The sequence below is a fragment of the Spongorhabdus nitratireducens genome (genome assembly GCA_947387575.1).
Classification (GTDB): domain Bacteria; phylum Pseudomonadota; class Gammaproteobacteria; order Pseudomonadales; family Endozoicomonadaceae; genus CANDOC01.
Map to the genome: position 1 here is coordinate 15,531 of CANDOC010000005.1, position 26,182 is coordinate 41,712.

At 42.9% G+C, this 26,182-nt stretch carries 24 protein-coding genes; 3 read left to right on the forward strand and 21 right to left on the reverse strand.

All coding sequences use genetic code 11. The features are described 5' to 3' along the window. Positions 1 to 17: 17 nt before the first annotated feature. Both ACYZZ0_RS10320 and ACYZZ0_RS10325 read right to left on the reverse strand, forming a co-directional pair. Positions 18 to 1,412 carry a class II fumarate hydratase gene (locus ACYZZ0_RS10320; RefSeq protein ID WP_461536539.1) on the reverse strand — a complete coding sequence of 465 codons (1,395 nt, stop codon included), beginning with the start codon at positions 1,410 to 1,412 and terminating at the stop codon, positions 18 to 20. Between the two features lie 204 nt (positions 1,413 to 1,616). Beyond that, a complete protein-coding gene (locus tag ACYZZ0_RS10325; protein ID WP_461536540.1) occupies positions 1,617 to 1,973 on the reverse strand; it encodes a hypothetical protein in 357 nt (118 codons plus the stop codon). Between the two features lie 200 nt (positions 1,974 to 2,173). On the opposite strand from ACYZZ0_RS10325, the gene ACYZZ0_RS10330 reads away from it, so the two are divergent. Further along, on the forward strand, positions 2,174 to 2,689 hold the full coding sequence (locus ACYZZ0_RS10330) for a hypothetical protein (protein ID WP_461536541.1): 516 nt from the start codon (positions 2,174 to 2,176) through the stop codon (positions 2,687 to 2,689). 70 nt (positions 2,690 to 2,759) lie between these two features. Here ACYZZ0_RS10330 and ACYZZ0_RS10335 read toward each other — a convergent pair whose 3' ends face one another. Both ACYZZ0_RS10335 and ACYZZ0_RS10340 read right to left on the reverse strand, forming a co-directional pair. Beyond that, positions 2,760 to 4,196, reverse strand: coding sequence for a carbon starvation CstA family protein (locus ACYZZ0_RS10335; protein ID WP_461536542.1), 1,437 nt, complete (start codon positions 4,194 to 4,196; stop codon positions 2,760 to 2,762). A gap of 186 nt (positions 4,197 to 4,382) precedes the next feature. After that, positions 4,383 to 4,940 carry a hypothetical protein gene (locus tag ACYZZ0_RS10340; protein ID WP_461536543.1) on the reverse strand — a complete coding sequence of 186 codons (558 nt, stop codon included), beginning with the start codon at positions 4,938 to 4,940 and terminating at the stop codon, positions 4,383 to 4,385. Positions 4,941 to 5,197: 257 nt separating this feature from the next. Between ACYZZ0_RS10340 and ACYZZ0_RS10345 the strand changes: the two genes are divergently transcribed. Continuing rightward, on the forward strand, positions 5,198 to 5,749 hold the full coding sequence (locus ACYZZ0_RS10345; RefSeq protein WP_461536544.1) for a BMC domain-containing protein: 552 nt from the start codon (positions 5,198 to 5,200) through the stop codon (positions 5,747 to 5,749). 94 nt (positions 5,750 to 5,843) lie between these two features. Here the strand turns inward: ACYZZ0_RS10345 and ACYZZ0_RS10350 are convergent, their stop codons facing one another. After that, positions 5,844 to 6,428 carry a cob(I)yrinic acid a,c-diamide adenosyltransferase gene (locus ACYZZ0_RS10350; RefSeq protein ID WP_461536545.1) on the reverse strand — a complete coding sequence of 195 codons (585 nt, stop codon included), beginning with the start codon at positions 6,426 to 6,428 and terminating at the stop codon, positions 5,844 to 5,846. 54 nt (positions 6,429 to 6,482) lie between these two features. Beyond that, positions 6,483 to 7,367 carry a helix-turn-helix domain-containing protein gene (locus tag ACYZZ0_RS10355; RefSeq protein WP_461536546.1) on the reverse strand — a complete coding sequence of 295 codons (885 nt, stop codon included), beginning with the start codon at positions 7,365 to 7,367 and terminating at the stop codon, positions 6,483 to 6,485. Positions 7,368 to 7,585: 218 nt separating this feature from the next. Here ACYZZ0_RS10355 and exaC point away from each other — a divergent pair, with 218 nt between their 5' ends. Further along, positions 7,586 to 9,106 (forward strand): acetaldehyde dehydrogenase ExaC, encoded by a 1,521-nt coding sequence (gene exaC / locus ACYZZ0_RS10360; RefSeq protein WP_461536547.1) that lies wholly within the window; start codon positions 7,586 to 7,588, stop codon positions 9,104 to 9,106. Positions 9,107 to 9,230: 124 nt separating this feature from the next. On the opposite strand, the gene ACYZZ0_RS10365 is transcribed toward exaC, so the two are convergent. The 15 genes from ACYZZ0_RS10365 to ACYZZ0_RS10435 all read right to left on the reverse strand — a co-directional run bounded on the left by ACYZZ0_RS10365 (position 9,231) and on the right by ACYZZ0_RS10435 (position 25,822). After that, positions 9,231 to 9,977, reverse strand: coding sequence for a hypothetical protein (locus tag ACYZZ0_RS10365; RefSeq protein WP_461536548.1), 747 nt, complete (start codon positions 9,975 to 9,977; stop codon positions 9,231 to 9,233). Beyond that, positions 9,974 to 10,714, reverse strand: a complete 741-nt coding sequence (locus ACYZZ0_RS10370; RefSeq protein WP_461536549.1) for a tyrosine-protein phosphatase — start codon at positions 10,712 to 10,714, stop codon at positions 9,974 to 9,976. The genes ACYZZ0_RS10365 and ACYZZ0_RS10370 overlap by 4 nt, the downstream gene beginning before the upstream one ends. An 88-nt stretch (positions 10,715 to 10,802) precedes the next feature. Then, positions 10,803 to 11,630: a UTP--glucose-1-phosphate uridylyltransferase GalU gene (galU, locus tag ACYZZ0_RS10375; protein WP_461536550.1), complete on the reverse strand. Its 828-nt coding sequence runs from the start codon at positions 11,628 to 11,630 to the stop codon at positions 10,803 to 10,805. Between the two features lie 123 nt (positions 11,631 to 11,753). Continuing rightward, positions 11,754 to 13,151, reverse strand: a complete 1,398-nt coding sequence (locus tag ACYZZ0_RS10380) for an O-antigen ligase family protein (RefSeq protein ID WP_461536551.1) — start codon at positions 13,149 to 13,151, stop codon at positions 11,754 to 11,756. Positions 13,152 to 13,349: 198 nt separating this feature from the next. After that, entirely contained in the window at positions 13,350 to 14,720 is a 1,371-nt protein-coding gene (locus tag ACYZZ0_RS10385; protein WP_461536552.1) for an undecaprenyl-phosphate glucose phosphotransferase, read from the reverse strand. A gap of 312 nt (positions 14,721 to 15,032) precedes the next feature. Further along, positions 15,033 to 15,926 (reverse strand): dTDP-4-dehydrorhamnose reductase, encoded by an 894-nt coding sequence (gene rfbD, locus ACYZZ0_RS10390; protein WP_461536553.1) that lies wholly within the window; start codon positions 15,924 to 15,926, stop codon positions 15,033 to 15,035. Next, positions 15,926 to 16,459 (reverse strand): dTDP-4-dehydrorhamnose 3,5-epimerase, encoded by a 534-nt coding sequence (gene rfbC, locus ACYZZ0_RS10395; protein WP_461536554.1) that lies wholly within the window; start codon positions 16,457 to 16,459, stop codon positions 15,926 to 15,928. Before rfbC ends, rfbD begins: the two co-directional genes overlap by 1 nt. Then, positions 16,459 to 17,340, reverse strand: a complete 882-nt coding sequence (gene rfbA, locus ACYZZ0_RS10400) for a glucose-1-phosphate thymidylyltransferase RfbA (protein WP_461536555.1) — start codon at positions 17,338 to 17,340, stop codon at positions 16,459 to 16,461. Before rfbA ends, rfbC begins: the two co-directional genes overlap by 1 nt. A 68-nt stretch (positions 17,341 to 17,408) precedes the next feature. Beyond that, on the reverse strand, positions 17,409 to 18,473 hold the full coding sequence (gene rfbB, locus ACYZZ0_RS10405) for a dTDP-glucose 4,6-dehydratase (RefSeq protein ID WP_461536556.1): 1,065 nt from the start codon (positions 18,471 to 18,473) through the stop codon (positions 17,409 to 17,411). Positions 18,474 to 18,482: 9 nt separating this feature from the next. Then, a complete protein-coding gene (locus tag ACYZZ0_RS10410; RefSeq protein WP_461536557.1) occupies positions 18,483 to 19,598 on the reverse strand; it encodes a DUF1972 domain-containing protein in 1,116 nt (371 codons plus the stop codon). Between the two features lies 1 nt (position 19,599). Next, the gene (locus tag ACYZZ0_RS10415; RefSeq protein WP_461536558.1) at positions 19,600 to 20,799 is read right to left on the reverse strand and encodes a hypothetical protein; all 1,200 of its coding nucleotides are present in this window, start codon (positions 20,797 to 20,799) and stop codon (positions 19,600 to 19,602) included. Beyond that, positions 20,783 to 21,934, reverse strand: coding sequence for a CDP-glycerol glycerophosphotransferase family protein (locus ACYZZ0_RS10420; protein ID WP_461536559.1), 1,152 nt, complete (start codon positions 21,932 to 21,934; stop codon positions 20,783 to 20,785). Before ACYZZ0_RS10420 ends, ACYZZ0_RS10415 begins: the two co-directional genes overlap by 17 nt. Positions 21,935 to 21,968: 34 nt before the next feature. Next, positions 21,969 to 23,228 carry an oligosaccharide flippase family protein gene (locus ACYZZ0_RS10425; RefSeq protein ID WP_461536560.1) on the reverse strand — a complete coding sequence of 420 codons (1,260 nt, stop codon included), beginning with the start codon at positions 23,226 to 23,228 and terminating at the stop codon, positions 21,969 to 21,971. Between the two features lie 666 nt (positions 23,229 to 23,894). After that, entirely contained in the window at positions 23,895 to 24,308 is a 414-nt protein-coding gene (locus ACYZZ0_RS10430; RefSeq protein WP_461536561.1) for an adenylyltransferase/cytidyltransferase family protein, read from the reverse strand. Next, the gene (locus ACYZZ0_RS10435; RefSeq protein ID WP_461536562.1) at positions 24,305 to 25,822 is read right to left on the reverse strand and encodes an asparagine synthetase B family protein; all 1,518 of its coding nucleotides are present in this window, start codon (positions 25,820 to 25,822) and stop codon (positions 24,305 to 24,307) included. The genes ACYZZ0_RS10430 and ACYZZ0_RS10435 overlap by 4 nt, the downstream gene beginning before the upstream one ends. Between the last annotated feature and the right edge of the window lie 360 nt (positions 25,823 to 26,182).

The window sequence follows — 26,182 nt, forward strand, 5'->3', positions numbered from 1 at the left end:
CTTTTATTACTCGGCGACTAGATACCGCCTTCTGTCAGCTTTGCCGGATCCAGCAGTTTTTCCAATTCACTGCGGGAAAGATCGGTATTTTCAAGGGCAACATCAATCACCGGTCGTCCTTCCTTATAAGCCTGCTTGGCAATCTCTGCCGCTTTCAGATAACCGATAATCGGGTTCAGGGCTGTAACCAGAATAGGGTTACGAGACAGAGCCTGTTTCAGGTTGTTTTCATTGACGGTAAAACTGCTGATGGCTTTGTCAGCCAGCAGACGGGAAACATTAGACAACAGACTGATGCTTTCCAGCAGGTTACGGGCAATGACCGGCAACATTACGTTGAGCTCAAAGTTTCCGGACTGTCCTGCAACGGTAACCGTTGCATCATTGCCGATCACCTGAGCGGCAACCATTGCCGTAGCTTCCGGAATAACCGGATTGACTTTGCCAGGCATAATCGATGAACCCGGCTGCAGCGCTTCCAGTTCAATCTCGCTGAGTCCTGCCAGAGGGCCGGAGTTCATCCAGCGCAGATCATTGGCAATTTTCATCAGTGACACTGCCGTGGTTTTCAGCTGTCCGGAGACCGAGACGGCTATATCCTGAGTACCAATATGGGTAAACAGATTAGCTGCCGGCGTAAACTGAATGCCGGTAATCTCACTTAACTCCTGACAGAAGCCGGCAGAAAAATCCGGATGGGCATTGATACCCGTGCCAACAGCGGTACCGCCCTGAGCCAGGCTTTGCAGTGCCGGTTGCATACTTTCCAGTGCCGTAATGTTCTGGTCAATCTGGGTGGCCCAGCTGAGCAGGCTCTGTTCCATTCGAACCGGCATGGCATCCATCAGATGAGTACGTCCGGTCTTGATCTGATCCTTTAGTGTCTTTGCCTTATTCTTTATTGCGGTAGAAAGGTATTCCAGTGCGGGCAGAAGCCGTTGCTCCAGTTCAAGTGCGGCACTGATATGAATGGTGCTGGGAATAATATCGTTGCTGCTCTGACCATAATTTACATGATCGTTGGGGCTGACGGCTTCAGTCGCTTTTTGGCTGGCCGAAATTTTCTTGTTGGCCAGCGTTGCCAGTACTTCATTGGCATTCATATTAGAACTGGTACCGGATCCGGTCTGGAAGATATCAACCGGGAAGTGCTGGATCAGATCCGGACTCAGCAGCAATTCGTCGACAGCATCGGATATGGCGACAGCCATTGGGCCTGCAACCAGATCCAGCCGGGCATTGGTTTTTGCCGCCGCTTTTTTCGCCAGCAGTAAAGCACGAATAAAGGCTTCAGGCATGGGCTGGCCGCTGATGGGGAAGTTATTAACGGCGCGTTGGGTCTGAGCGGCATACAATGCTTGAGCCGGAACTTCCAGTTCGCCCATGCTGTCTTTTTCAAGACGGGTTTCCATTACAGAATCTTCCTCTTGTTATGTTGAAGCACCTGTTCATAGGCGACCCCTTTTATGAAGGATCAGGAACAGGCGTTAAAAAGGCAGCGAGACAAGGTGCTACTCAACTTATGTCAGCAGAACCGGCTGCCCGTCAAATATTTTGGTCTTCTTATATCTGGTCTGCTGATAACGTCAGGTTATACAGCCCTATCGTCGTGCGAGTCAGGTGTGATCGTAGGGATTAAAAAAGTTACTGACCGTTCTGACTTCCTGCATTAACTGCCGCAGTTCAGTCTGGTTCTGTTCTGTCAGAGCCAGCCGCTGCAGTTCCATTAATGGCTGGTAAATATTATCCAGACAGAGACAGCGCCAGTGAGCCGGATTCAGATCATCGGCAAAGGCTTCCAGTAATAACCGGGTACAGGCGATATTGACCGCCCAGCGCTGACGCCTGGGTTGAGAATAGGTTGTTGCCTCCAGTTCCAGCCATAGCTGGAGAGTCGCTGGATTGTCGGGTTGCTCGGCATAGCGCACGATTCTGCGCAGTCGGGCAACAGCAGGATCATTCAGATTGGACACAACGTTCTCCCTCCGGTCTGGCTCTTCATCTCCTCACGGGGACCAAAAGGTTTTCGCAGTAATTTCTACAACAAGCTTCTCGCGGGATTGGTACTTGCCGGATAGAAACTTTGTTGTAAAAAGTACGGCGTAGAGTTTACAACGTTGCAGTTTTCTAATACAAATAATAACTGTTCTCATTTGCAATAAAGAGAAAAGTTATGTCGACCTGGCAACAAAAACTCCGGCAGGGCAATGCTGATTTCAACAGCTGTCGCTGGCTTCAGGCAGAATCAGCCTACCGGGATGCAGCCGAACAGCTGGCAAAACTGTGGGCAAGCAAGCCACAGGATACTCAGTTGATGATGGCATGGATTGTCAGTATGCATAATCTGGCATCGTTGTTTGAGCGCCTGGATGAACCGGAAACAGCCAGCCCGTTTCTGTTTCTTCCGTACCGCAGAGTACTGTCACTGCTGCAGGCCAGTGATATGTCGGAAGCATTTCATTTTGATCTGTTACGGGCGTTACGTTATACAGCGATTCCTCTGCTGGAATTTTCCCAGCGACATCCAGTCTGCCAAAGCTGTGCCGATCATCTGGAGGCTGTACGTCAATGGCTTAATGCTCAGGCAGTGGAAGTGACACCGGCTGCATCAGTAAGAGCCGGTTCAGTGGCAACGATGACAGGGATTCCATCGCATCAGTTGGCGATGGCACAAAACTCGGTACATTGAGTTTTACAGGGTTTTTGTTTCGATAAAGGCACCTGATGACAGGTGCCTTTTGTTTGGGAAAATATAAACCTTAAACCAGCTCGTCTTCGACCGGTTTTGGCTTGTTCCAGTAAAAGCGCAGGGTGAATCCGGCACAGGCCAGTGCAGCAGCAACGGCACCCATCGGGTAGGCATGAGTCGTTGATAACCCCAGCCCTTCCGGCGCCATTAGAATATAAGTACTGCAGACACCGGTCATAAAGGTTGCCGGAATCAGTGCGATCCATGCAGGACGGTTGTGATACACCATGTAAACAGCAGCAGACCACAAGACAATGGTTGCCAGTGCCTGGTTGGAAAAAGCGAAATAACGCCAGATAACGGAGAAGTCGACAAGTGTCAGACCGTAACCAAGAAGAAATACCGGAACGGCCAGCAATAACCGGTTAAATACTGGAAACTGAGACAGTTTTAGCATATCGGCAAAAATCAGCCTGATACTGCGAAAAGCGGTATCACCGGATGTAATCGGGCAGGCAATCACACCCAGAATGGCCAGAAAACCACCCAGCGTTCCTAACAAGCCCACGGCAATCTCATTAACCACCATGGACGGTCCGCCCTTGTCGAGCACTATGGATAGCCCTTGAATACCATCCGGGAAAAAGGCCATGGCCGCCGCGGCCCAGATCAGGGTAATCACACCCTCTGCCACCATTGCGCCATAGAACACCCGGCGGCCATACATTTCGGTAGAAATGCAACGTGCCATTATGGGTGACTGGGTAGCATGAAATCCGCTGATGGCACCACAGGCAATGGTAATACAGAGCATGGGCCAGACAGGTAAGCCAGCCGGATGATCTGACGGTGTACCGATTTCCGGAACAGGCAGCCCCTTGAATACCAGCATGCCGCCAATACCCAGCGCCATAAACAGCAAGGCAACAGCAAACAGGGGGTAGATGCGGCCAATCAGTTTATCGACAGGAACAATGGTCGCGATAAAGTAATAGCCCAGAATTGCCACTATCCAGAATGCTTTGGTGGCAAAGATGCCGGTAAAGCCAAGATTACAAAGCAGGGAAGCCGGGCCGACAACGAATACTGTTCCAACCAGCAGCAACAGGATAATAGACATCAGACGCATAAACTGGCAGACCCGGCTGCCAAGATAAATACCGACAACATCGGGAATACTCTTGCCTTCATGCCGCACTGACATCATGCCGGAAAAATAGTCGTGTACAGCGCCGGCAAAAATACATCCACAGACAATCCAGACAAAGGCAGCAGGTCCGTATAGTGCACCGAGAATGGCACCAAAAATCGGGCCAAGCCCTGCAATATTAAGAAACTGAATCAGGAAAATACGAGGCCAGCTCATGGGTACAAAGTCCACATGGTCTGTCATCTCGAGTGCAGGTGTTGGTCGATTCGGATCAGCGCCGAACAGTCGTTCAACCAGAGCACCATAAGTGAGATAGCCCAGAATCAGGGCCACAAGGGAAAGCAAAAAACTGGTCAAGGTACGCCCTCCGAATCATTACTGATGAAGTGACGGTCTCCTCTTAACCCGTTCTTCAACATCCGTTCTTCAACCTCAGGATCCATCGCATGCCAGAAAAGGCTGGGTATTTCTAATGATTATGTTGAATACCAAGCATAGATCCATTTTCGGGGATCACCAGTAAGAACGTTCAGAAAACAGCCGTTATTTGGAGGGCTTATTCATCTGTTGCTGCTGTAGCTGGATTTGCTGTTCGATTTGTTTCTGTAACTCAAGTTGCTGCATATTTTGTAACTGTTGTTGGCGTAGTAAATTGAGCTGTTCCTGCTGACGTTTCAGGTATTCTTCCTGATAAGCCTGAAACGCTGCAGTGTCACGAAAGTTCGGTATCTTCTGCCGGCTCTGGGTGCTGCATGACTTCTCTGCAGACAGTGCAACCAAATGGTTGTAGCGCTGGCGATAGGCATCGATTTCGATTTGTTCGGATTGGGTCAGATCCATAAAGAACCAGGGCACAAGAAAGAATACGCCGGTAATACCCAGAGCGACGTTTTTCCCGGTTTTATTGGTTTTGGGTAAACGGTGATTAATCTCGGACTCAATGGATCTTAATTCAGCTTCCAGTGAAGCACAGCTGCGATCATCATCACCAAACTGGCGGATAGTGACAGGATAGGGATCTCGTCCAGCACACCCTGTCAGCAGCGAAAACAACACAGTTAATGGAATCAGTAAAGCAGGCAGGTGTCGTGCATATTTCATTTTTCGTTCAGCTCATAAGCACCAAGCAGGAAGCATAGTAGAAAAAGAGTGATGCTAAAGAGATGTTTCTATGCCGTTATAAATGGGCTCTACGGCTATCCTGCACAGATCAAGAAAAAATCATTCATTCACAAAATAAAGTGCCTCTTGGCATTATTTATGCTAATCATGCCGAGTCCTATGGTTTACACCCTTATGAGTTGTTATGTAATTCAGGTTAATACCCGGAAGTTGGGTATTACAGGAGATCAGGCCTAATGAACAAGGCGCTGGGATTGCTGGAATTCACCAGCATTGCAAAAGGCATGGAAGCCGCCGATGCCATGACCAAAGTGGCGGCGATAAAACTGGAGGAGGCAAAAACAGTTTGCCCCGGAAAGTATCTGGTCATTGTGTCCGGTAATCTGCACACAGTGGCAACATCGGTTCAGGCCGGGGAAGACAAAGGAAAGCAGCTGGTAGTTGACCGGTTGTTGATGACTGATATTCATCCGGAAGTGCTGTCAGGCCTGAATGGCTCTGAGACTTTTCCTGACGTTGGGCCTGTTGGTGTGTTGGAGTTTTTCAGTGTGGCATCAGCGCTGGTCGCTACAGATGCTGCAGCGAAGGCTGCTGATGTAAAAATGATTGATGTCCGGCTGGCCATGGCAATTGGCGGCAAGTCCTATGTGACTATGACCGGAGACCTGGAACAGGTGCAAACGGCAGTCGATGCCGGAGAGGCTGCAGCGCGGGAAGCCGGAATGCAAATTGGCCGAACGGTTATTCCGGCACCGACGGAGGAATTCTTCCGGAAACTGGTTCGTTAATCGAGACTAGATTGTACCTTCTATATTGAACCTTTTATGCGAAAATACCCTTATAGAAGGCTCAGTATAGAGGGTACAATTTTGCCTTCAGAAATCAGACCTTGTTCTTGTCTGACTGCTGCCACAGTATTTCACCGCCGGATTCCCGGGCCGTGACCCGCGCCAGCACAAACATCAGGTCAGACAGCCGGTTCAGGTATTGCATCAGTGGAGGGTTGATATCTTCCCCCGCTTCTTTGGCCGCAATAACCCGACGCTCAGCCCGGCGGGCAATCGTTCTCACCATATGGCAATAGCAGGCTAACTGAGAACCTCCTGGCAAAATAAAGTTCTTCAGGGCTGGCAAGTCTTTATTGAACTGATCCAGCATGGTTTCAAGATCAGTTACAAAATCTTCCTGAATAAGCTGATATCCGGGCATGGCCAGTTCGCCACCCAGATCAAACAGCCGGTGCTGAATATTTTCCAGCGGCGCATGCAGCTCTTCTGCCAATAACTGCGTCGTCTTGATTTCATTGATCAGCAGCCCGACCCAGGTATTCAGTTCGTCGACAGTACCGATTGCTTCAATCCGCTCGTGGGTTTTGGATACCCGGCGCTGATCACCAAGACCGGTCGTGCCTTTATCACCAGTGCGGGTATAAATTTTGGACAGACGGTTACGGTTGTCTTGTGTCATAGGATCTTCAGGGCTTTCTGGAGTTAAAAGGTATTATCAACAAATATTACTCATTCAAGCATGCTGTTTCAGATAATTTCTGGGTGAAGCGCCATAGAACTGACGAAATAACCGGCTGAAATGACTCAGGTTCTGAAATCCCAGGTCAAAGCAGGTCTGGGTGACGGAACGGCCCTGCTTTAACATCTCCAATGATTTTTTCATTCGCTGTTGTTTTTGATATTCCGCCGGAGAGACACCCAGCTTGCGCTGAAACTCACTGTAAAGGCGGCTGCGGCTCATACAGGCAATGGTACAAAGAGTATCCATATCCAAAGGCTGTTCCGGGTGACGGTCAATGGCATGCAACACCGCGTTGAATCCGTTGGCGTCAGGTACTCTACGGCTGTAATCCAGCAACATGTGCCGGCTTTCGTCTCGCATCAGTCGGACCAAAAGTTCGGTGATACCCAGTTCAATCAAAATCGTACGGTCCGGGTTATCTTGCAGATATGTCTGCCAGATGCGTTCTATCAGCTGCTGAGTGTCTGTCGTGTGCTGTAGATGATAAAAGCAGAAATCAGAAAGTGCTTCTTCAGTAAGAATGTCTTTATCGTATAAACGATTAGCCACTTTGGTTACACATTGTCGGTCAATTTCCAATGCGAGGCAGGTAGTCGGGTTATCCATTGCCGCTTGGGGAAAGTCGATCGTTACTTCATTTTCTGGTGCCAGAATGAAGGACTCACCAGGAAGAAAGGGTTGACTGCTGCCACTGCAATGCAGCATTTTTTGCCCACTGACCATACTGCAATGTAGCAGTACGTCAGATTCAAACGTCACATTGCTTTCGGGCTGCCATGTGTCGTAAATACTCAGGGCCGAGTTGGAGCCATGAAAGCTGATCCTGTTTTCAACCAGTTTCTTGGGTTGTCGGGAGCCGGGCAGAAAATGAGCCACGATAGAATACCTTGCTTATCTGACTGTGAGGAAAACTCACAGCCGCCATTATTATTTTTGTTGTTGTCGCTATGATAATTCGCTGGACCGTTTGCTGGACTGAGAGGCAAGTTTTGCGGAATCACAGCAAAGCATGCCTTTTGTACTACCGATAACGTATAGCTGTCCATGCTGAAACGCATGCCAAAACAAAAAAAGAATAAAAAAGAGGCCGTTTCATGATCTATGCCAATCCCGGTCAGAAAGGAGCTGTGGTCAGCTTCAAGAACCGTTATCAGAATTTTATCGGGGGTGACTGGGTTGCACCGGTTAAGGGACAGTACTTTGAGAATATTACCCCGGTAACCGGTGAAGCAATTTGTGAAGTTCCCCGTTCCACTGAAGAAGATATTAATCTGGCACTGGATGCCGCCCATGCAGCAAAAGAAGCTTGGGGTAAAACTTCAGTAACCGAACGTTCAAACATACTGTTAAAGCTGGCGGACATTATCGACGCCAACAAAGAAATGCTTGCCGTGGCAGAAACCTGGGACAACGGCAAGGCGGTCAGGGAAACGCTGGCAGCGGATATTCCGCTGGCAGCTGACCATTTTCGTTATTTTGCCGGGTGCATTCGGGCGCAGGAAGGATCCAGTGCCGATCTAGATCAGCACACCATGTCCTATCACTACCACGAGCCGCTGGGTGTCGTAGGGCAGATTATTCCCTGGAACTTCCCCATTCTGATGGCCGCATGGAAGCTGGCACCGGCACTGGCCGCAGGTAACTGTGTGATATTGAAACCGGCGGAGCAAACCCCGGCTTCCATTCTGGTATTGATGGAGCTGGTGGGGGATCTGTTCCCTGCAGGTGTGATCAATATTGTCAACGGTTACGGTAAGGAAGCCGGTGAAGCACTGGCAACCAGCAAACGTATTGCCAAGATCGCCTTTACCGGTTCTACCCCGGTTGGTTCACATATTCTGAAATGTGCAGCTGATAATATTATTCCGTCAACCGTCGAACTGGGTGGCAAGTCACCGAATATCTATTTCGATGATGTTATGAGGCAGGAAGATGACTACCTGAGCAAGTCGGTAGAAGGCCTGGTGCTGGCATTCTTTAACCAGGGTGAAGTGTGTACCTGTCCTTCCCGGGCGCTGGTCCAGGAGTCTATGTACGACGAGTTTATCCCGCTGGTGGTTGACCGGGCATTGCAAATTAAACGTGGCAACCCGCTGGATACAGAAACCCAGGTGGGTGCCCAGGCCTCACAGGAACAGCATGAGAAGATCATGGGTTACCTGGAACTGGGCAGAAAGGAAGGCGTGGAGTTTCTGACCGGAGGCCACAGTGAAAGTCTGGGAGATGAATACAACAAAGGATTCTATATCCAGCCGACCCTGATGAAGGGTACGAATGATATGCGAGTTTTTCAGGAGGAAATTTTTGGACCAGTGGTTGGGATAACCACATTCAGGGACGAAGCCCATGCGTTGGAAATCGCCAACGATACCGAATTTGGTCTGGGCGCCGGTGTATGGACCCGGGATATCAACCGGGCGCATCGTATGGCACGAGGCATTCAGGCGGGAAGAATCTGGACCAACTGTTACCACGCTTATCCCGCACACGCGGCATTTGGCGGATACAAAAAGTCAGGCATTGGTCGTGAAACCCATAAACGGGCACTGGAACACTACCAGCAAACCAAAAACGTTCTGGTGAGTTATGACACCAGCCCGCTAGGTTTCTTCTAAAGGGTTTAATTTCCTGAAAGGACGAGTTCGCAGTGATGCGTATGAGGGAAGGGCAGGGAATGCTGTTTTAAAAGGGAATTTGTAAGGGCGCTAATTTAGCGCCCTTTTTTATGCGACTGAACGATTATTTCGTATATTGCTCAATCAGCTTTTTTGCTGCCCGGGGATCAAGCTTTTCATAACGCTGCAGGCTGGCATCCAGTGTGTGTTGTAGTTCCGGTGCCAAAAAACCTTTGTAGTGCAGACCCAAAGTGGCTGACAGTTGTTGCACTCGTAACTCCCAGGGGCCCAACTCATTAGCGCGCATTAATGCAGCTGTAAATTTATCATCTATCAGGGAATACTGAGCACGATCCATGGCATAGTCAGCCCAGGCATAAGGCCAGGCCGGCCGCAGTTGAATCGCTGTTTCCCAGCTGGTTAGCAGGGGAGACTGCTGCAAATCATCAACTTTCGGTTCCAGGTTATAACGCTGGCCCCACTCCAGAACCCGAGCTTTCAATACCCACTGTTCCGGTGAATCCGGCAAGGTTTCCAGTGCGCGTTCGGCACCTTTCAGCGCGACTTCATAGTCATGCGGCTTTGGCTGAAAGCCCTGAGGGTCTTTCTTTTCCTTTCCCTGCCAATATTCCAGATACTGATTAGTCTGGCTGTTCAGTGCTCCGGCCTTGATTAAAGCCAGAGAGGTTTGAGAGGCCTGAAAAAGTAATGCAATACCTGCAAGCGCAAAGAGCGCTCGGCTAGGCTTTATATCAAAAGACTTCTTATTGCTACGGGAAGAACGCCTGCGGCGTCGCCGCTTTTTAGTTGGATCAGAGTGTCTTGATTCAGCGTGGCCCGATTCAGAATGATTGGAGGAATCAATACTCATGAGGCTTCCCCAAACAGACTGGCGGTCAGTTGATGAGGGTTGGTTTCAGTTAACATCACACGCTGTGCTTCACCTACCCACTGATCCAGCACAACAGCCGCTTCACGCATAGCCGGTGGACGACGGTTAACATTGTGAGCATCGGACGCAACAAACTGGATCAGCTCTTTTTCCTGACTCAGCATCCACTGACTGATTTCCTGTGCCTGACTGCCAAAATGACCGGCAACAGATCCCGCAGTCAACTGGAACAATGCACCTCGTTCAGCCAGTTTCAGGCTGCGCTCCGGATGGCGCATAATCTCTTTGTTACGCTCCGGGTGGGCAATAATCGGGCGAATATTCTGTTTCTTGAGCCAACTTAACAGGTTCTCGATACCGACTGGCACATTGGAATGAGGCATTTCAAGCAACACACAATCCATACCTTCCCACTGGCCGATAAACGGGACTTTGCCCCGACGCAGCATAATCATAAATTCATCACTGATGCGCACTTCTGCTGACATGGCGATTTTGATTGGCATGTTCCGTTCTTTAACGGCCGCGTCCAGCTCAGCAAAAGGCGGTGCAATGGTGTCGCGGTTATTATCAAACCGGCCGGGATGCATGTGAGGCGTACAAATCAGGTGGGAAATACCGTTTTCAGTCGCCAGCTGCAGTAATTCCAGTGCATCATCAAGCGTTTGTGCGCCGTCGTCTATGCCGTGGATAATGTGATTATGAATATCGATCATCGGATATGGCAGTGCGGGTTCAAAAGTTAATCGGGAATAGTATGAGAAACGCAAGTTTCATACCATTCCCTCGGGCTTATTATTTTAATCAGCCGCGATAAAAGGTGTCGTAACAGTAATTAGTGGCTTCAATAAAGCCCTCAACGCTGCCACAGTCGAAACGGGTACCCTTGAATTTATAAGCCAGTACACAGCCTTGTTGCGCCTGCTTCATAAGAGCATCGGTAATCTGGATTTCACCACCCTTTCCAGGCTCTGTGTCAGCAATCAGATCGAAAATATCAGGAGTCAGGATATAGCGACCGATAATCGCCAGATTGGAAGGGGCTTCTTCCTTTGATGGCTTTTCGACCATATCGGTAACCCGGATAATATCGTCACGGATGGTATCACCGGCGATTACACCATAGCGGTGAACCTGATCCTCAGGTACTTCCTGCACTGCGACAATGGAGCAGCGGAACTGGCGGTAGAGTGCAGCCATTTGTGCCAGAACACCGGGGCCTCCGGGGTTTACGCACAAATCATCTGCCAGAACGACGGCAAAGGGTTGGTCACCTACCAATGTCTGACCAGTCTGGATTGCATGGCCCAGGCCTTTCATTTCAGTCTGGCGGGTATAGGAAAAGGTGCAGCGATCCATAATCTCACGGATATCTGTCAGCATGCTTTCTTTACCAGTGCCCTCGATCTGATGCTCCAGCTCGTAGTTAATATCGAAATGATCCTCCAGAGCGCGCTTGCCGCGGCCTGTTACCATACAGATTTCATTTAGACCAGCTTCCAACGCTTCATCAACACCGTATTCAATCAAGGGCTTGTTGACGACCGGCATCATTTCCTTTGGCATGGATTTAGTTGCCGGTAGAAACCGTGTGCCGTAACCGGCAGCAGGGAAGAGGCATTTCTTAAGCATTAGTACATCCTTTTTTTAAGAGGCTAATAGTAAAGGGGCATCCGGAAGTGGTAAATGAATAACGATCACAGATCGCAATATATGTGTAACAAGTGCAACAAAACTGAAACCCAATCACTTATCCTATTGTTTACTAGGCATAAATCGTGCAACCCAGGCCAAAGCCATCAAACAAACAAACATCGCTGCGTTAGCCGGAATCTGCAAATTAAAATCCACCGTTGAATGAATCATAATCGCCAGAATTCCCATAAAGCTGGCAAAACCCATTCCGATCATCAACGTGTTTCTACGTTGTTTTATGGCTTGTGCGGCCTGCCAAACAGAAGCCAGAACTATTAGTACTAGTATCAGGTACCCCGGTATACCAAACTCCAGAGGAAACTGCAGATAGTCATTATGAGCAAGATCGTAAAAACCATGCCAGCTGCCGTTGTGGTAACCAGGTAATGTGGTATAGAAAGATCCGCCACCAGAACCTGTAAGTGTGTAGTCCGATGAAATGGCATTAAGAGTCATTTCTGCAACTTCTGGTCGAGTCTCTTTATTGATGGAGGTCTGCTCCAGGCGCTGTACTACCTTTTCCAGGCCAAACCATTGACTGATAATGGCAGTATCAATGACAATCAAGCTGACAAACAAAATGACCATGCCGCGAGTCAGACGTTTACGCAGAACAACATAAAGCAGACCTGTAATCATCAGGCTGGAAAAGAAAGCAGTATTTCCCATGCGGGATCGGCTCAAAACAAGCCCTACCACCATAACGGCAAGTGCCGTACGTAACAAAACCTTGTTACTCATAAGAGTAGACAGCACCTGACGTAACCATTCACTCCAGCTGTGGGCCTTTTTATCACTGAGTTGGGCGATTAAAAGTCCCATGCCCATAGCAAGCATCATCTCCAGACCACCGGCAAATGAATTCCGGTTGACATAAGTCCCTGTTGCCACATCGAAATAGGTTTCCTTAGCACTGAATAACAGCATTTCCATTCCGGAAAGAGTGCTCAGAGAACCAAACACAGCCTGAAATGTACCCTGAATAACAAATAGCCAGGCAAAGAGCTTTGCTTTACTGGAGTCAGTGACCAAAAGTAAAGTCATGAAAAATAACAGGTAATAGGCGAGCGTTAACATAGCGCTGAGGCGAGTAGCGTGAGGATCGATAGATAACGTCGCATATTCAGGGGAGGGGAGTTGAAGAGCTAAAGCTGCAGTGTTCTGAATACTTACTGAAGTCGGTGAAACGGGATTAACCCATTCAACGGGCAACGGTACTTGTTGTAACCAGACCCAACAGCAAAAGAACAGAAAACCAATATGAAGCCATTGTGTACGGCGAAAAGCTTCAGATAATTCCAGCCGTCCCAGAGCAAAACCAATCAGCCATAATCCCGCCAGCAAGTAAGACAATGCTGCCAATAACCCCATCGCCCATTCGGGTTTACTGGCTGAAGGCAAAGGCAGCCAGAACAAAATGGCCAGAAACAGCCAAAACAGTGTTTTGTGATAAGTCATTTGTGGTCTGAAGGTAAAAACGGGAATGATACTTTTATTTTGGGAAGGGTTGAATGGTGAACAGTTAACAGTATAAAAAACTTGCACATAGCCCAAGAGAAAATCACACTAACAACCGTTCACCGTTCACCGTTCACCGTTCACCGTTCACCGTTCACCGTTCACCGTTCACCGTTCACCGTTCACCGTTCACCAAAATCAATAAGCATTAGGATTCACAAACCCCTTAAACACCGTCATAAATATAATCTTCAAATCAAACCCAACCGACCAGTTATTGATATATTCCAGATCACACTCAACCCGGCGGGCCATTTTATCAACTGTTTCCGTTTCACCCCGGAAACCCCGCACCTGTGCCAGCCCGGTAATGCCTGGTTTGATCTTGTGTCGCTGCATGTAGGATTGAACAAGATCCTTGTAATATTCATTATGGGCCAGCGCATGAGGACGAGGGCCAACGATGGACATACGCCCCTGCAGTACATTAATAAATTGAGGCAGCTCATCCAGGCTGGTGCGTCGTATAAATGCACCAACAGGAGTGATACGAGAATCACCTTTGGTAGCCTGAGTGACAGTACCTTTGTTTTCCTGATGGACCTTCATACTGCGGAATTTGTATACCTTGATGGGCTTGCCATCTGCCCCATGCCGTTTCTGCTTGAAGAGTATTGGGCCGGGAGAAGAGAGTTTCACAGCCAAAGCTACCGCCGCCAGTACGGGAGTTATGCCGATTAATATAATAGTGCTGACAACGACATCCTCTATCCGTTTTAGAATCCAGTTATGACCCTGCATCGGAGAACAGCTGATATCCAGTGAATAATACTCACCAATCGGTGTTGCCTTGTAATTCAGTAGAGGCAGGTCACGCAAACCAGGCATAAACCGAATGTCCATGGTTTGATGTCGGAGAACATAGAGCACGGGTTGAACCAGTGTACCCTCTTTGAGAGGCAGGCAAAGCCAGCATTCGTCAAAATGTTGGCCGCTGTCGATCAACTTTTCCAGCTCAATAAGCGTTGCTTCTTTAGTTGTATGTTCAACAACTGTTTTAACCCTGAACCCTAGAGCATTATGATGACTGAACTCTTCAACAACATTACTGAAATTACGCCCGGAACCAATAACCAGAACTTGTTTGACGTTATGGCCCCGCTTCCGAACACGAACTAGTGCTAGGTAAAGTCCGATTCTGATGGTGACAGCCAGTGTTATGGAGGTCAGAATCCAGGTGCCAATCCACAGGCGGGAGTAACTCTCAGTAATTTTTGTCATCACCATAAAGGCAACAAGTACTACAAAAGATATAACCCATGCCAGCCATACTTTCAGGATCCGTTCACCCAGATGACGTCCACGCCAGGAGTCGTAAACACCCAGCAGAAAGGAACACATCACTACTAACAATCCCTGAATAGTTATAATGCGATATTGCTCTATAGAGTTACTGCCAAAGCGGAAAAATTCTGATAATTCCGCACAGCTAAAGGCCAGAAGAACATCCAGAACAACAAGTACAAAAACAGGCAACTGGGAGCGGCCATGCATCAGTGAATTAGGCATCTTTTTTGTTGAATACTAAAGTGGTGATCGGTGATCGGTGATCGGTATGAATTTAAAAATTAATGTCGTTCACTGATCTTTGAATGAATAAATGTGTATAAACGTAATTAGCCCTGAAAGAGGGAACTCAATATCACTTTCTGAAAGGCTACAGGATCATCAGCTTAAATAGATTAATTTGAAGCACAGTGTTGCACTTTTCCCCAAACTTAGAAATCCCGCTCATGCTGCCTTAAACTCAACCATACTGAACTGACTAAATGCGTTATATATGTCTGTATTAGAGAGCAGCAGGAGCGAAGGGTGGTGAGATTACCTTTTCTGAAGCTCGCTGATGACTGACCTAAGGCTTACTTTCCAGTCACGGTTAACATTGCTTACTGGAAAGCTGCAGCAGTCCAGAACAGAGTATTCAGGCCGTTGCGCAGGTGTCGGATATGCACTGGTGGAGATAGCATTTAAGGCAGGTTTTGTAGCAAGAAAACCTTGTTCAAAGGCTTCTTGAAAAATAACTCGTGCAAACCCATGCCAGCTAGTTGCTTCGTCTCCACAGAAGTGGTGAATACCGAACAGAGAAGTGTTCGTGGTCTGCCCCTTAAGATACAGTGCAATATTTAAGATGGCATCTGCAAGGTCTCCAGCGTATGTCGGACAGCCATACTGGTCTGCAACCACGGAGAGTGAATCCCTTTCACTACCCAGTCTCAACATAGTTTTCACAAAATTATGTCCGTATTCACTGAAAACCCATGCAGTACGAATGATCACATGCTTAGGGTTCAGTTCAGAAACAACTTGCTCCCCTGCAAGCTTGCTATCTCCGTAAATGCTTTGTGGTGACGTGTTTGCGCCAGGTTTATACGCCTGAATGGCTCTACCATCAAAAACATAATCGGTAGAAACATGTATTAAAGGAATGTTGAGTACTGAAGAGGCTTCTGCTAAGTGTCTCGGACCCTCAGTATTTACACGATATGCCAGCTCTGTCTCATCTTCAGCTTTGTCTACAGCAGTATAAGCAGCAGCATTAATAATCAGGTCAGGTTTGTTTTGCTCGCAAAAATCAAGGACATGAGAACGGCTGGTGATATCAAGGTGTTCACGGTCAACGGCAATAACTTCCATAAGGCTGGTGTCAACGCGATCGAGAAGGCATTGCCCCAGCTGACCCTGTGCTCCGCTAATCAGCACTTTCATTCGGGACATTAAAACAACTCCTTGAAAGCAGGTGCATTTTCATCTTTTAGTGAAAGTGATGGTGACTCAACCGGCCACTGTATAGCAATGTCCGGGTCATTCCAACGGAATGAACCTTCATCCTGAGGGTCATAATAATCTGTGCACTTGTATTCAAAATCAGCTGTATCAGATATAACAACAAACCCATGGGCAAAGCCGGGTGGAACCCAAAACTGTTTTTTATTTTTTGCTGATAACATGACTCCTTCCCACTGCCCGAATGTTGGAGAACCGGGACGAATGTCGACAGCTACATCATAAACTTCTCCACTCACAACTCTGACGAGTTTTCCCTGAGGCTTGCTTTTCTGGAAGTGCAGTCCTCTCAGGACACCGGATGATGAACGGGAGTGATTATCCTGAACAAAATCATATTCAATGCCAACCTCCTCGCGATAGCGTTTGGCCTGAAAGGTTTCCAAAAAAAAACCCCTGTCATCGCCAAAAACCTTTGGCTCAATAATGATAAGATCAGAAATCCGAGTAGGGATGATTTTCATCAGATACGCCCCTCAGCAATTTTCAAGAGATATTGGCCATAGCCTGTTTTTGAAAGCTTCTTGCCTGATTCTGCAAGTTGATCGATCGTTAGCCATCCTTGCTGGAAAGCAATTTCTTCCAGTGCCGCTACTTTAAGCCCTTGCCGGTGTTCTATGGTTTGAACAAAATGCCCCGCCTCCATTAGGGAGTCATGAGTACCAGTATCGAGCCACGCAAATCCGCGTCCGAGTAGGCTGACATTGAGCTTACCTGCTTGCAGGTATGCGTTATTCACATCCGTTATTTCCAGCTCACCACGGGCAGAGGGTTTAATATCCCGGGCAATACTGATGACGCTGTTATCATAGAAATAGAGACCAGTGACGGCATAATTGGATTTTGGTGATGCCGGTTTTTCTTCAATGCTAGTTGCTTTGCCATCTTTATCGAAGGCAACAACACCAAATCGCTCAGGGTCATTTACATGATATCCGAAAACAGTGGCACCGTTTTCCTGCCTGCAAGCTTGTTGTAATTTTTCTGAGAAATGTTGCCCGTAAAAAATATTGTCACCTAGTATAAGGCTTACATTGTCATTGCCTATAAACCGCTCACCAATTAGAAATGCCTGAGCAAGCCCGTCAGGACTTGGTTGAACTGCATAGGAAATAGAAATACCGAACTGGCTCCCATTACCAAATAATCGTTGATAACCGGATAAATCATCTGGTGTTGATATAATCAGGATATCCTGTATTCCAGCTAGCATTAAAACCGACAGCGGATAATAAATCATCGGTTTGTCATAAACAGGGAGGAGCTGCTTGGATACACCCATTGTAATCGGGTGCAGACGTGTGCCAGAACCACCCGCAAGGATGATACCTTTGTATTTTTTCATAAGTCAGAAAGGGGAATTAGAGTGTGAAGTTACGAAGGAGGATAAAGAAATTTCTTAACCTAAAAGAATTAATCATTGACGCCCAAGCGGCCAAGCTGGTATTTACCAGAAAGTACTCTCTCCCACCACTGTCGGTTATCCAGATACCACTGAACCGTTTTACGCAGGCCTGTATCAAAAGTTTCTTCTGGTACCCAGCCGAGCTCACACTCAATTTTAGAGGCATCAATGGCGTAACGTGCGTCATGCCCGGGGCGATCAGTAACAAAAGTAATCAGCTCACGATATTCGTTGATACCCGCAGGTTTCTCTGGTGCCAGCTCTTCTAGCAGATCACAAATCATGTTGACCACATCAATATTCTTTTTCTCGTTATGACCACCAACATTGTAGGTTTCGCCAACCTCTCCCTCAGTCACAACTTTATAAAGTGCACGGGCATGATCTTCTACATATAGCCAGTCCCGGATCTGGCAACCATCACCATAAACAGGCAGAGGCTTACCATGCAGGGCATTCAAGATCATATGAGGAATCAGTTTTTCAGGGAAGTGATAAGGCCCATAGTTATTAGAGCAGTTAGTCACAATTACTGGCAGCCCGTAAGTTCGGTGCCAAGCTCTTACTAGGTGGTCAGAACCTGCTTTACTGGCAGAATATGGGCTGCTAGGTGAATAAGGCGTAGTTTCTGTAAACAGATCATCGGTGCCATGTAAGTCGCCATAAACCTCGTCGGTAGATATATGATGAAAGCGAAAGTTTGCGCGCTTGTCTTCAGGCAGTTTTTGCCAATAGTTACGGGCACATTCCAGCATGTTAAAAGTGCCTACCAGATTAGTATGGATAAATGTAGCTGGACCATCAATAGAACGATCAACATGGCTTTCTGCAGCTAGATGCATAACAGCATCAGGCTGATATGTATTAAAAATAAATTTTAGGTCGTTGACATTGCAGATATCTTTCTTTTGAAAAAAATAATTTTCACTTTTGAGCTTGGTAGGTATTGATTCAGTGTTTCCTGCATATGTGAGAGAATCAAGATTTATAACAGTGTTTTTAGTATTAGTAAGGATGTAACGAATAACAGCACTACCTATAAAGCCAGCACCACCAGTTATAAGAATTTTCATAATAACCTGTTATTTGATGAATTTAAGGAGTAGATTCTCATACTCAGAGAGAATTGAATCCCACTTAAATCGTGACCGAAATTGTTGAGCAGCATTTGATTTTTTTTCTTTCAGTAAAGTCTCATCATAATATTCTTTATCAAAGAACAAGGCTAAGGATTCTGTTGAATCAAAATACCAACCTGCATTACCAGCAACCCACTGGTTGAACGGATTTTTGTGACCAATCACTGCACAGCCAGCACCAAGTGCTTCAACGAGCGAAGGGTTTGTTCCACCTACCTTATGACCATGTATATAAAAGCGGGAATAAAAGCGTAATGAGGCTATCTTCTTTGCATCATATATTGCACCAGGAAATATAACCTCGCTACTAGCAATATTTCTTACCTGGCGATGATAATTATTATTTTCAAAATCGAATTTTCCAAGTACAACTAATTTTTGGTTACGTTTTTTTTGTGAAAAAGCGCTGACCACCTCAAAAATGGAGTTTTCTGGCTCTGGCCGTGCAATTAGTATTGAGTACTTATTGGCTTGTAAATCATATTCATCTAAAAGCATCTTTTGGGCATTAGTAACTTCGATAGCGCCATAAGGTATCATGGTAATTTTTTTGCTTCTTACTCGAGTAGTTAGATGGTCTTCTATTCGAGGGTGATCGGCAATGAGATGATTACCGAACCAGCAACCAAATCTTTCATTTAACCAGAACCATACCTTTGCAATTTTACCCCATTTTTGTCGTTTCCACTCAATACCATCCATATTAATGATATTTGTTCGATTAAATACACGGTGAATTAAGTTAAATAAAGCTGTGTTGTAACCTAAAGTTAAAATAAGACCTGGCTGCTTTAATGAGTGGATTATAGAAAGAAGATCAAAGATTATTGTCCCTATAGCGCCACTTAATTTTACAGGAACATGTATAAGCCGTATATTTTCCCAGCTTTTTTCATATATATTACCTGAACCATTTTCTTGACAGTAAACCGTTACTTGCCATCCTTTCTTAGTTAAATACTGACTTAAGTGCTCGGCAAAAGTTTCAAACCCACCATGTTCAGCAGGTAAGCCTCTAATGCCAAGGATAATCAATTTGTTTTTTTTGATTTCCTTCAATCTAATTAATCCTTCTTGAGGTTGAGTTTATAATTGCTAATAATAGAGCAGGAAGATAAAACGAAGTTACATTCAGCGTGTTTTCTGACATCATTGATATAGCCAAAATCGAAATCAATATCTTCGATGATGTGATGAAGTTTTTCCTACTTGAGGAAAATGTATGAATAATATAGAAAATTATCATTAACCATAGAATTAAACCGATTAATCCTATTTGCCCTATAATTGACCCTAGAAATGTGTCACTGATTTGCAATTTATTATATACAGAGAGGTCAGTGGAAAACATTTTCGTATAATTTCCAACACTACCGATTCCATAACCAAATAAGCTAATTGAAGTTATGGAATTAATAACTCCTTCAAAATGTATGTATATACCATGTAAAAGGTTTTGAGGTATTAATGTTAATAGTAGAGGGGGAATAAAGTATAGTAAGCTTCGAAACGCAAAATTGATTCTATTTTCTAATAAAATTATACCTAGGAATAGCTGTAGCATTGCTCCTTTTGAAAAGCTGAGTATTAGTCCGAGTATAGAAATCAGTATGTAAAAATATTTTTCATTTCTAGAAGCTTCTGAGTCCTCTAAAGAATATGATAGTATCAATACACATGTTGCAAAGAAATGCCCAAGACTGATAGGGTCAATAAATGTTGATGACATCCTCTTGGCATAACCAATCATTGGCTCATAAAACATATATGAAAGCCCATTACTATCTACAGGGATACCTTTATTGTTAAAGAAATCTTTTAAGTTGACATACTCCCAGATTGAAAATACTAACTCTATTATTCCAAATGAAAAAATAATTATGATTAAAGTTTTAATTTTTCTATAGGGGAAAGGCTCTGTTGCCTTAAGAGAAAAGAGTACAAATAAAATTAATATCGGTGAAAATATTTGCCTTATATTGTTGATTGGTGCTGAGTAGTTTTCATTTAAAATTAAATAGTTTAATATCAGAAAGTATAAAAACAAAAACAATAGAAAAAATGTTGTGATAAATTTTTTTGATATTGGCCAGCTTCTTATAAATAATAAGAATATAGCGTAAATAAATAGATCTTTAATTCCATATGATATGAAAGCTGGGAAGCTGAGTTTGGTTAGAATGAGTGATGCTATAGAAAATATAACTCCCCATGTAAGAAGTAAATTTGTTATAAAACATTTGTTACTCACTTTTATCATACAAAATAACCATTAACTTCTTATATAGGAATTCTGAACACTTGTTGGTTTTGTTTTCATTGAATATAGAATCATCGGTTTTTTCGAAGTTTGAACCTTCTTTTATTCTGAGCAATAGCTCACGAGTATTTGTTGTATAGTTTCCGCACAGATCTTTATAATCAAAATACAGATCTCTATTTTTAGAGATATAGGATGATAGATCTGGTGCATGAAAGATTGTCTCTTTTCCTGTTATATCAAAATCAAAGAATATGCTTGAATAGTCAGTGACCATTATGTCAGTAATAGATAAAAGCTCATATAAATCAAAATTGTCATTGGGCATTATTACTTTTAGATTTTCAGAGCTCTTAATGTTTGTGAAAAAATGGGAGTCATAAAAATGAGGTTTAAATATAAATGTAATCTTGTTTTCTTTTAAAAAGGCATCGTTTTTTAATATTTCTTTAATTACTATTTTAATAGTGTCAGCTGATTTTCCCTCATCTCTATGAGTTGGAATGTAAGAGATTATTTTATTATGCTGAGATAGTGCTAATTTTTTAATGATCTTTTTCTTGTGATTTTCATTTAAAAAAAGGCCATCACACCTTGGATATGGAGATCTAATAATGTTTTTGCTTTCAAGATTGAATGCACTTTTAAAAATTGCATCAAAAGTTCTAGAGGGTGAAACTATGTATCTATATTTGTCAATGGTTTTTGTTCTTAAATTAGATATATAGTACTTTACACTTCTAGGCTTTATAGTATCAAAGCCAATTTTTTTTATTGGAGATCCGTGCCATAGCTGTATATAAATTGATCTTGGAGTTATACAAGGATAAAAGAAATCTTTTGAATTTACATTTGAAAAAAAAACTTTTGCTGTTAATTGATGCCAGATGCCTTTTATAGATGTGGATAGATATACTTCGTAGCCATTTTTTTTTAGTTCTAGTCTTATGTCTTTGTTTTTGGTTATCCAAATTGGTCGTATTATATTAGTATTGTTTTTAGTGTACTCGAATAAATATTTTGAGTTGTCGCAAAACTTTTCTCCAAACCATTCACCGAAACACCATTTGTATTTTTGTTTTGGGATAAACAAGCTAGAAATAAATATAAGTGGGTAAAAAAACAACTGTAACATATATTTTTGTATGCTGTATGATTTGATAAAAGATCTATGATAGAGAATTGCTTATTTTGTAATGATAGCGAATAAGAAAAATTCTGATCATCATTACAAATAGCTCAGCAGTCAATAAGCTAAAAGCTAGAGTATACGGTGTGATTCTGTCTAATGCGTAGAGAAGAGCAACAACGGATAGGTGAATAAGTGAGCCTATTATTACCGAGTGGTTTGCTATGTTTATTTTGCCTATTGCGGATGCTGCCGAATAACCAAAAGCGGATCCAAAGAAATTAATTATTGTTATTATTAAAAATATATCAAATAAGCTTCCCGCATTTTTCAGGCTGTCTCCGTAAAGTAAAACTAAGAATTCTTCTGAGAATAAAGAAAATAATAAACAAATTACTGCTAGAGATATACCTGTAAACGTTATAGCATAATAAAAAAAATTCCAATCTTTTGTTCTTGCCATATATGGATACATTGCCTGGCTTAATGGCGATGTGATTGCTTGCCCACCTTTATACAGCTGATCACAAATTGAGTAATGCGCTATATAAGTACTTGAACCAGTTAGTCCTAAAATAACTATATTCGCAGTTGTGTAGAGTGAGACCGAAACTCTAGAGAAGAAAAAATGCCAGCCCTTTGTGAAGCATCCAATTATATTTTCCTTTGTAGGTGAGGAAAAATAAAAGCCCTTAGTATAAATCATATAAAAGGATAGAATGGCACCAAATACCTGAGCAAAGCCCCAAGCGTAAATTGCTAAAAAACCATCTCCTTTTTCATCAACTAAGTAAAATACTAAGAGAACAAACAGTAGTCTCACAAAAAAATGATAAATAGTCACGTTTTTCATTTTTTCTATTCCTTGAAAAAACCATGTCCATTGATATGCCTGGCCTACGATGGCGAGTGTTCCGCCCAAGAATAGGGGCATGGTATTTTCAATATTTGAGTAGTATTTTAGATATAAACCAAATAGCATTAATGACACAAAAGTCATTAATGATTTTACAATAAAAACAGAGGCTAAATAATGACTAATATGACTTTTGTTATTTTGATTTGTAGCAATCTCATAAGCACCAGATAATGAAAAGCCATAATCAGTAATGACAAAAGAAAGTTGAATTAAGGCCATTACCAAAGCAAAATTACTAAACTCATCTATTCCAAGATGTCTTGTTAGATATGGATAGACGATAAAAGGAATTATTGTATTAGAGATTTGCATAAATAAGAGTGCTACGGCGTTTTTTGTAACACTGTGAGTTTTAAGTTTTTTAATGCTAGTGCTTAACACTTGATTTGCCTTGTTTCCATTTTGGTTTTGCTAGTCATGATTAAATTGATAGCTTTGTTCAGCTTTCCCCTCTAATGTGATACTTTATAACCTAATTTAAAATTTTATCTTGTATGTTTAGTGTTCTAAAAGTTGAAGATTATAGAATGGTTTTTAAAATTGATGTTACTTCGTGATTGCATAGGCTTTATTTATTACAGATTTTCACCCTTAGATAAAAAATCAATGTAAAATTGACACTCAAATTTTACATGACATACATGATTTAAATAACCTACCTACCCTTGATGCACTGATGTTGTACTACTAATTTGATATCAAATAGAGCAAAATAGTCATCAAATATTTCGGAATAGCAGGAGTAGATCGTTGAAAATAATGGCTTGTTTCAACGTATCTATTTTTGCCCTTGTATCAGTTCTGGATAACTACAGTTTTTCAGTTAGCCTCTGTTCTTTGTACCTGGGAGAATGATGTCGTTGAGTACATCTATGAAATCTAACTGTAGTCGTGAATGTGGATAGAGCGGTAATTAGAAGCTTAATATGAATCCATTGGTGATTCATATTTGTTTAAAATTAGCAGTTAATCGGCTTTTCTCATTGAGGATTAATTTTCCTTGAGCATGAAAAGCCAATTAACAGTTTGTAATATATTGTTCGATAATTACTTTCTTAGTGATACTAAGGTTTTGTTAATTAATGTGCTTGATACACCTTTAGTATAAGGGAAATAAATTACTTTGCATGAGACCTCAGATAGATCTTTTTCGTGATCTTGCCATTTTGGTGTTTCATACCAGTCGTCTCCAACAAATAAATAGCTAGCATGATTTTTTTTTGCAGCGGCAGCTTTGTCCATATTATTTTGTGGAATAGCAACATCAACATATCGACATGCCCTAACTACTTCTATTCTCTCATGGTAAGGAATTACTGGACTTTTTCCTTTGTATGCTACAAGCTCATCTATGGTAACCCCAACTACAAGTTTGTCGCACATGGCTTTTGCATTACGTAATAAATTAACATGGCCAACATGAAATAAATCATAAACGCCGCTAGTGTATCCAATAATCATTTATATAGTACCTTTATATTTTCTTCGAACCAGATTTCGTATGAGCTAAGATGGCTTTTGTCTTTGAAAACTTTTTTAAGGTTTACAGGGAATCCAACTTTCTTTTCATACGCAAAATCATTTCCTTTGTATTTTGAAATTATATTTCTTAGAGGTATCTTTCCCAAAACATCACCCATTAAGCTCTTGGGTGATATTTTTGTCGCGATTTCAAAAGTATGTTTATTAGCAAGTGGTTCTCTTCCTTCAATTCCTGCTGCCATTAAAGCAAAATCTAATCTTCTAAATAGTACAGGCATGTGATATTTGATGAAAAACCATCTGACCATTTCAAATGAAGAGTTAACTTTTAATTCAAGGAATAGATTTTTAAACCTTTGATATAGTTTGGACCCTTTTTTGGGCGGTTCATAGCAATACATTTCTATGAATTTATCAATACAAAAATCTTCTTTTAATGCCCATTGAAATATCCTGTCATAGCCGCCAAAAAATTCATCAGCACCCTCGCCAGAAAGTAATACTTTAATTCCGTCTTTCGCGGCTTCTCTAGAGATACGGTATAATAGAACCTCGTTTGGTACTGACATCGGCTCACCTCGGAGTTCTATCAGATGTTTAAAATCATTTAAGTAACCTTCAGCCGTTTGTTCTATGATTTTTAAATTTTTTGTTTCTTCTTTTTTCAGATACTCTATATCTTCATCACCTTCGAATCCTATGGAGTAACACCTTTTTATATTTCCAAACTCTTTTAATAAATTGCTGTCTATTCCTCTGCTGAGTAATAGGCCTACAGGAGCATCCGATATTTGTCTAGTCCTGATGCCTTCTCTTATTGCAAGCTCTACATCGTTTTCCGTATTTTCAATATATTCTTTTTCTAAAAAATCACAGCAATTAAAATATTCTCCGTCAATAAAACAATTTCCTGGTTGTATTGTATTTATGCCATCAAAATATGATCCTGAAAAAATAGGAGCTCTTGTGGCTCTATATTCGTCTATTGTGTTGTGATTTACTGATAGTTTAAATATTTTTTTAAGTGTAATGGGTTCAGAACAAAAACTTAAGTACTTACCATCTCTATGGTAAAAAATAGGTTTAACTCCGAATTTATCCCTGGCAGCTTTTTGAACTTTTCCGTCTTTATTTATGTAAACAAATGCAAAAAAACCATCAATTTCATTTAGATTTATTTTATTGCTTGCTAATAAATCGCTAAGTAATTTAGTATCACTTGTATAGTTCCTGTTGAAATATTTTTTTCCTAGTTCCTTATAATTGAGTACTTCACCATTAAAAACTAGCATTCCCCCTTCAGAATCAATGATAGGCTGGTTTACACCACTGTAAACGTCTATTATTGCCAGTCTTGAATGATATGCTTTCCAGCTATTATGTTCTAATAAACCAGATGAGCAATCAGGCCCTCTGAACCTTAAGGTACTTTCAATTATGCTTAAGTGAGAGTGATCAACATTAGGGTTGTTTGTTATAAAGAATCCACACATTTTTTTTCCTGTCTGTTTTTCATTAATAGTTTAAGTTTTATGGGAGAGTATTTTGACGCTATAAAATTAATGAGATTGTTATTTTGGGTCTGTTTCGGGAGTAAGAACTCAAGTATTTTAGTTGGATTCTATATTTCATCAAAAAATCTGATTCATCGAGAAAATAATATTGGAGAAATTTTGTAGAGAAATTGATGTCTCATTAGAATGGGTTAATGATGAATGCTGTCCCTTATTTGTAACCTGATCCGTTTTTATAACTATATATTTAACATCTATATTGATAAAAGTGATAGGTAGGATTTAGTAAATTATTTTGTTGGAGTTTCTTTTATGTGTCCTAGTATTTATACTTGCTAA

Bases quoted from the DNA above. Each gene is read 5' to 3' on its own strand.
- ACYZZ0_RS10320 (WP_461536539.1), bottom strand. From the start codon at position 1,412: ATGGAAACCCGTCTTGAAAAAGACAGCATGGGCGAACTGGAAGTTCCG.
- ACYZZ0_RS10330 (WP_461536541.1), top strand. From the start codon at position 2,174: ATGTCGACCTGGCAACAAAAACTCCGGCAGGGCAATGCTGATTTCAAC.
- ACYZZ0_RS10340 (WP_461536543.1), bottom strand. From the start codon at position 4,940: ATGAAATATGCACGACACCTGCCTGCTTTACTGATTCCATTAACTGTG.
- ACYZZ0_RS10345 (WP_461536544.1), top strand. From the start codon at position 5,198: ATGAACAAGGCGCTGGGATTGCTGGAATTCACCAGCATTGCAAAAGGC.
- ACYZZ0_RS10350 (WP_461536545.1), bottom strand. From the start codon at position 6,428: ATGACACAAGACAACCGTAACCGTCTGTCCAAAATTTATACCCGCACT.
- exaC (WP_461536547.1), top strand. From the start codon at position 7,586: ATGATCTATGCCAATCCCGGTCAGAAAGGAGCTGTGGTCAGCTTCAAG.
- ACYZZ0_RS10365 (WP_461536548.1), bottom strand. From the start codon at position 9,977: ATGAGTATTGATTCCTCCAATCATTCTGAATCGGGCCACGCTGAATCA.
- ACYZZ0_RS10370 (WP_461536549.1), bottom strand. From the start codon at position 10,714: ATGATCGATATTCATAATCACATTATCCACGGCATAGACGACGGCGCA.
- galU (WP_461536550.1), bottom strand. From the start codon at position 11,630: ATGCTTAAGAAATGCCTCTTCCCTGCTGCCGGTTACGGCACACGGTTT.
- ACYZZ0_RS10380 (WP_461536551.1), bottom strand. From the start codon at position 13,151: ATGACTTATCACAAAACACTGTTTTGGCTGTTTCTGGCCATTTTGTTC.
- ACYZZ0_RS10385 (WP_461536552.1), bottom strand. From the start codon at position 14,720: ATGCCTAATTCACTGATGCATGGCCGCTCCCAGTTGCCTGTTTTTGTA.
- rfbD (WP_461536553.1), bottom strand. From the start codon at position 15,926: ATGTCCCGAATGAAAGTGCTGATTAGCGGAGCACAGGGTCAGCTGGGG.
- rfbC (WP_461536554.1), bottom strand. From the start codon at position 16,459: ATGAAAATCATCCCTACTCGGATTTCTGATCTTATCATTATTGAGCCA.
- rfbA (WP_461536555.1), bottom strand. From the start codon at position 17,340: ATGAAAAAATACAAAGGTATCATCCTTGCGGGTGGTTCTGGCACACGT.
- rfbB (WP_461536556.1), bottom strand. From the start codon at position 18,473: ATGAAAATTCTTATAACTGGTGGTGCTGGCTTTATAGGTAGTGCTGTT.
- ACYZZ0_RS10415 (WP_461536558.1), bottom strand. From the start codon at position 20,799: ATGATAAAAGTGAGTAACAAATGTTTTATAACAAATTTACTTCTTACA.
- ACYZZ0_RS10420 (WP_461536559.1), bottom strand. From the start codon at position 21,934: ATGTTACAGTTGTTTTTTTACCCACTTATATTTATTTCTAGCTTGTTT.
- ACYZZ0_RS10430 (WP_461536561.1), bottom strand. From the start codon at position 24,308: ATGATTATTGGATACACTAGCGGCGTTTATGATTTATTTCATGTTGGC.
- ACYZZ0_RS10435 (WP_461536562.1), bottom strand. From the start codon at position 25,822: ATGTGTGGATTCTTTATAACAAACAACCCTAATGTTGATCACTCTCAC.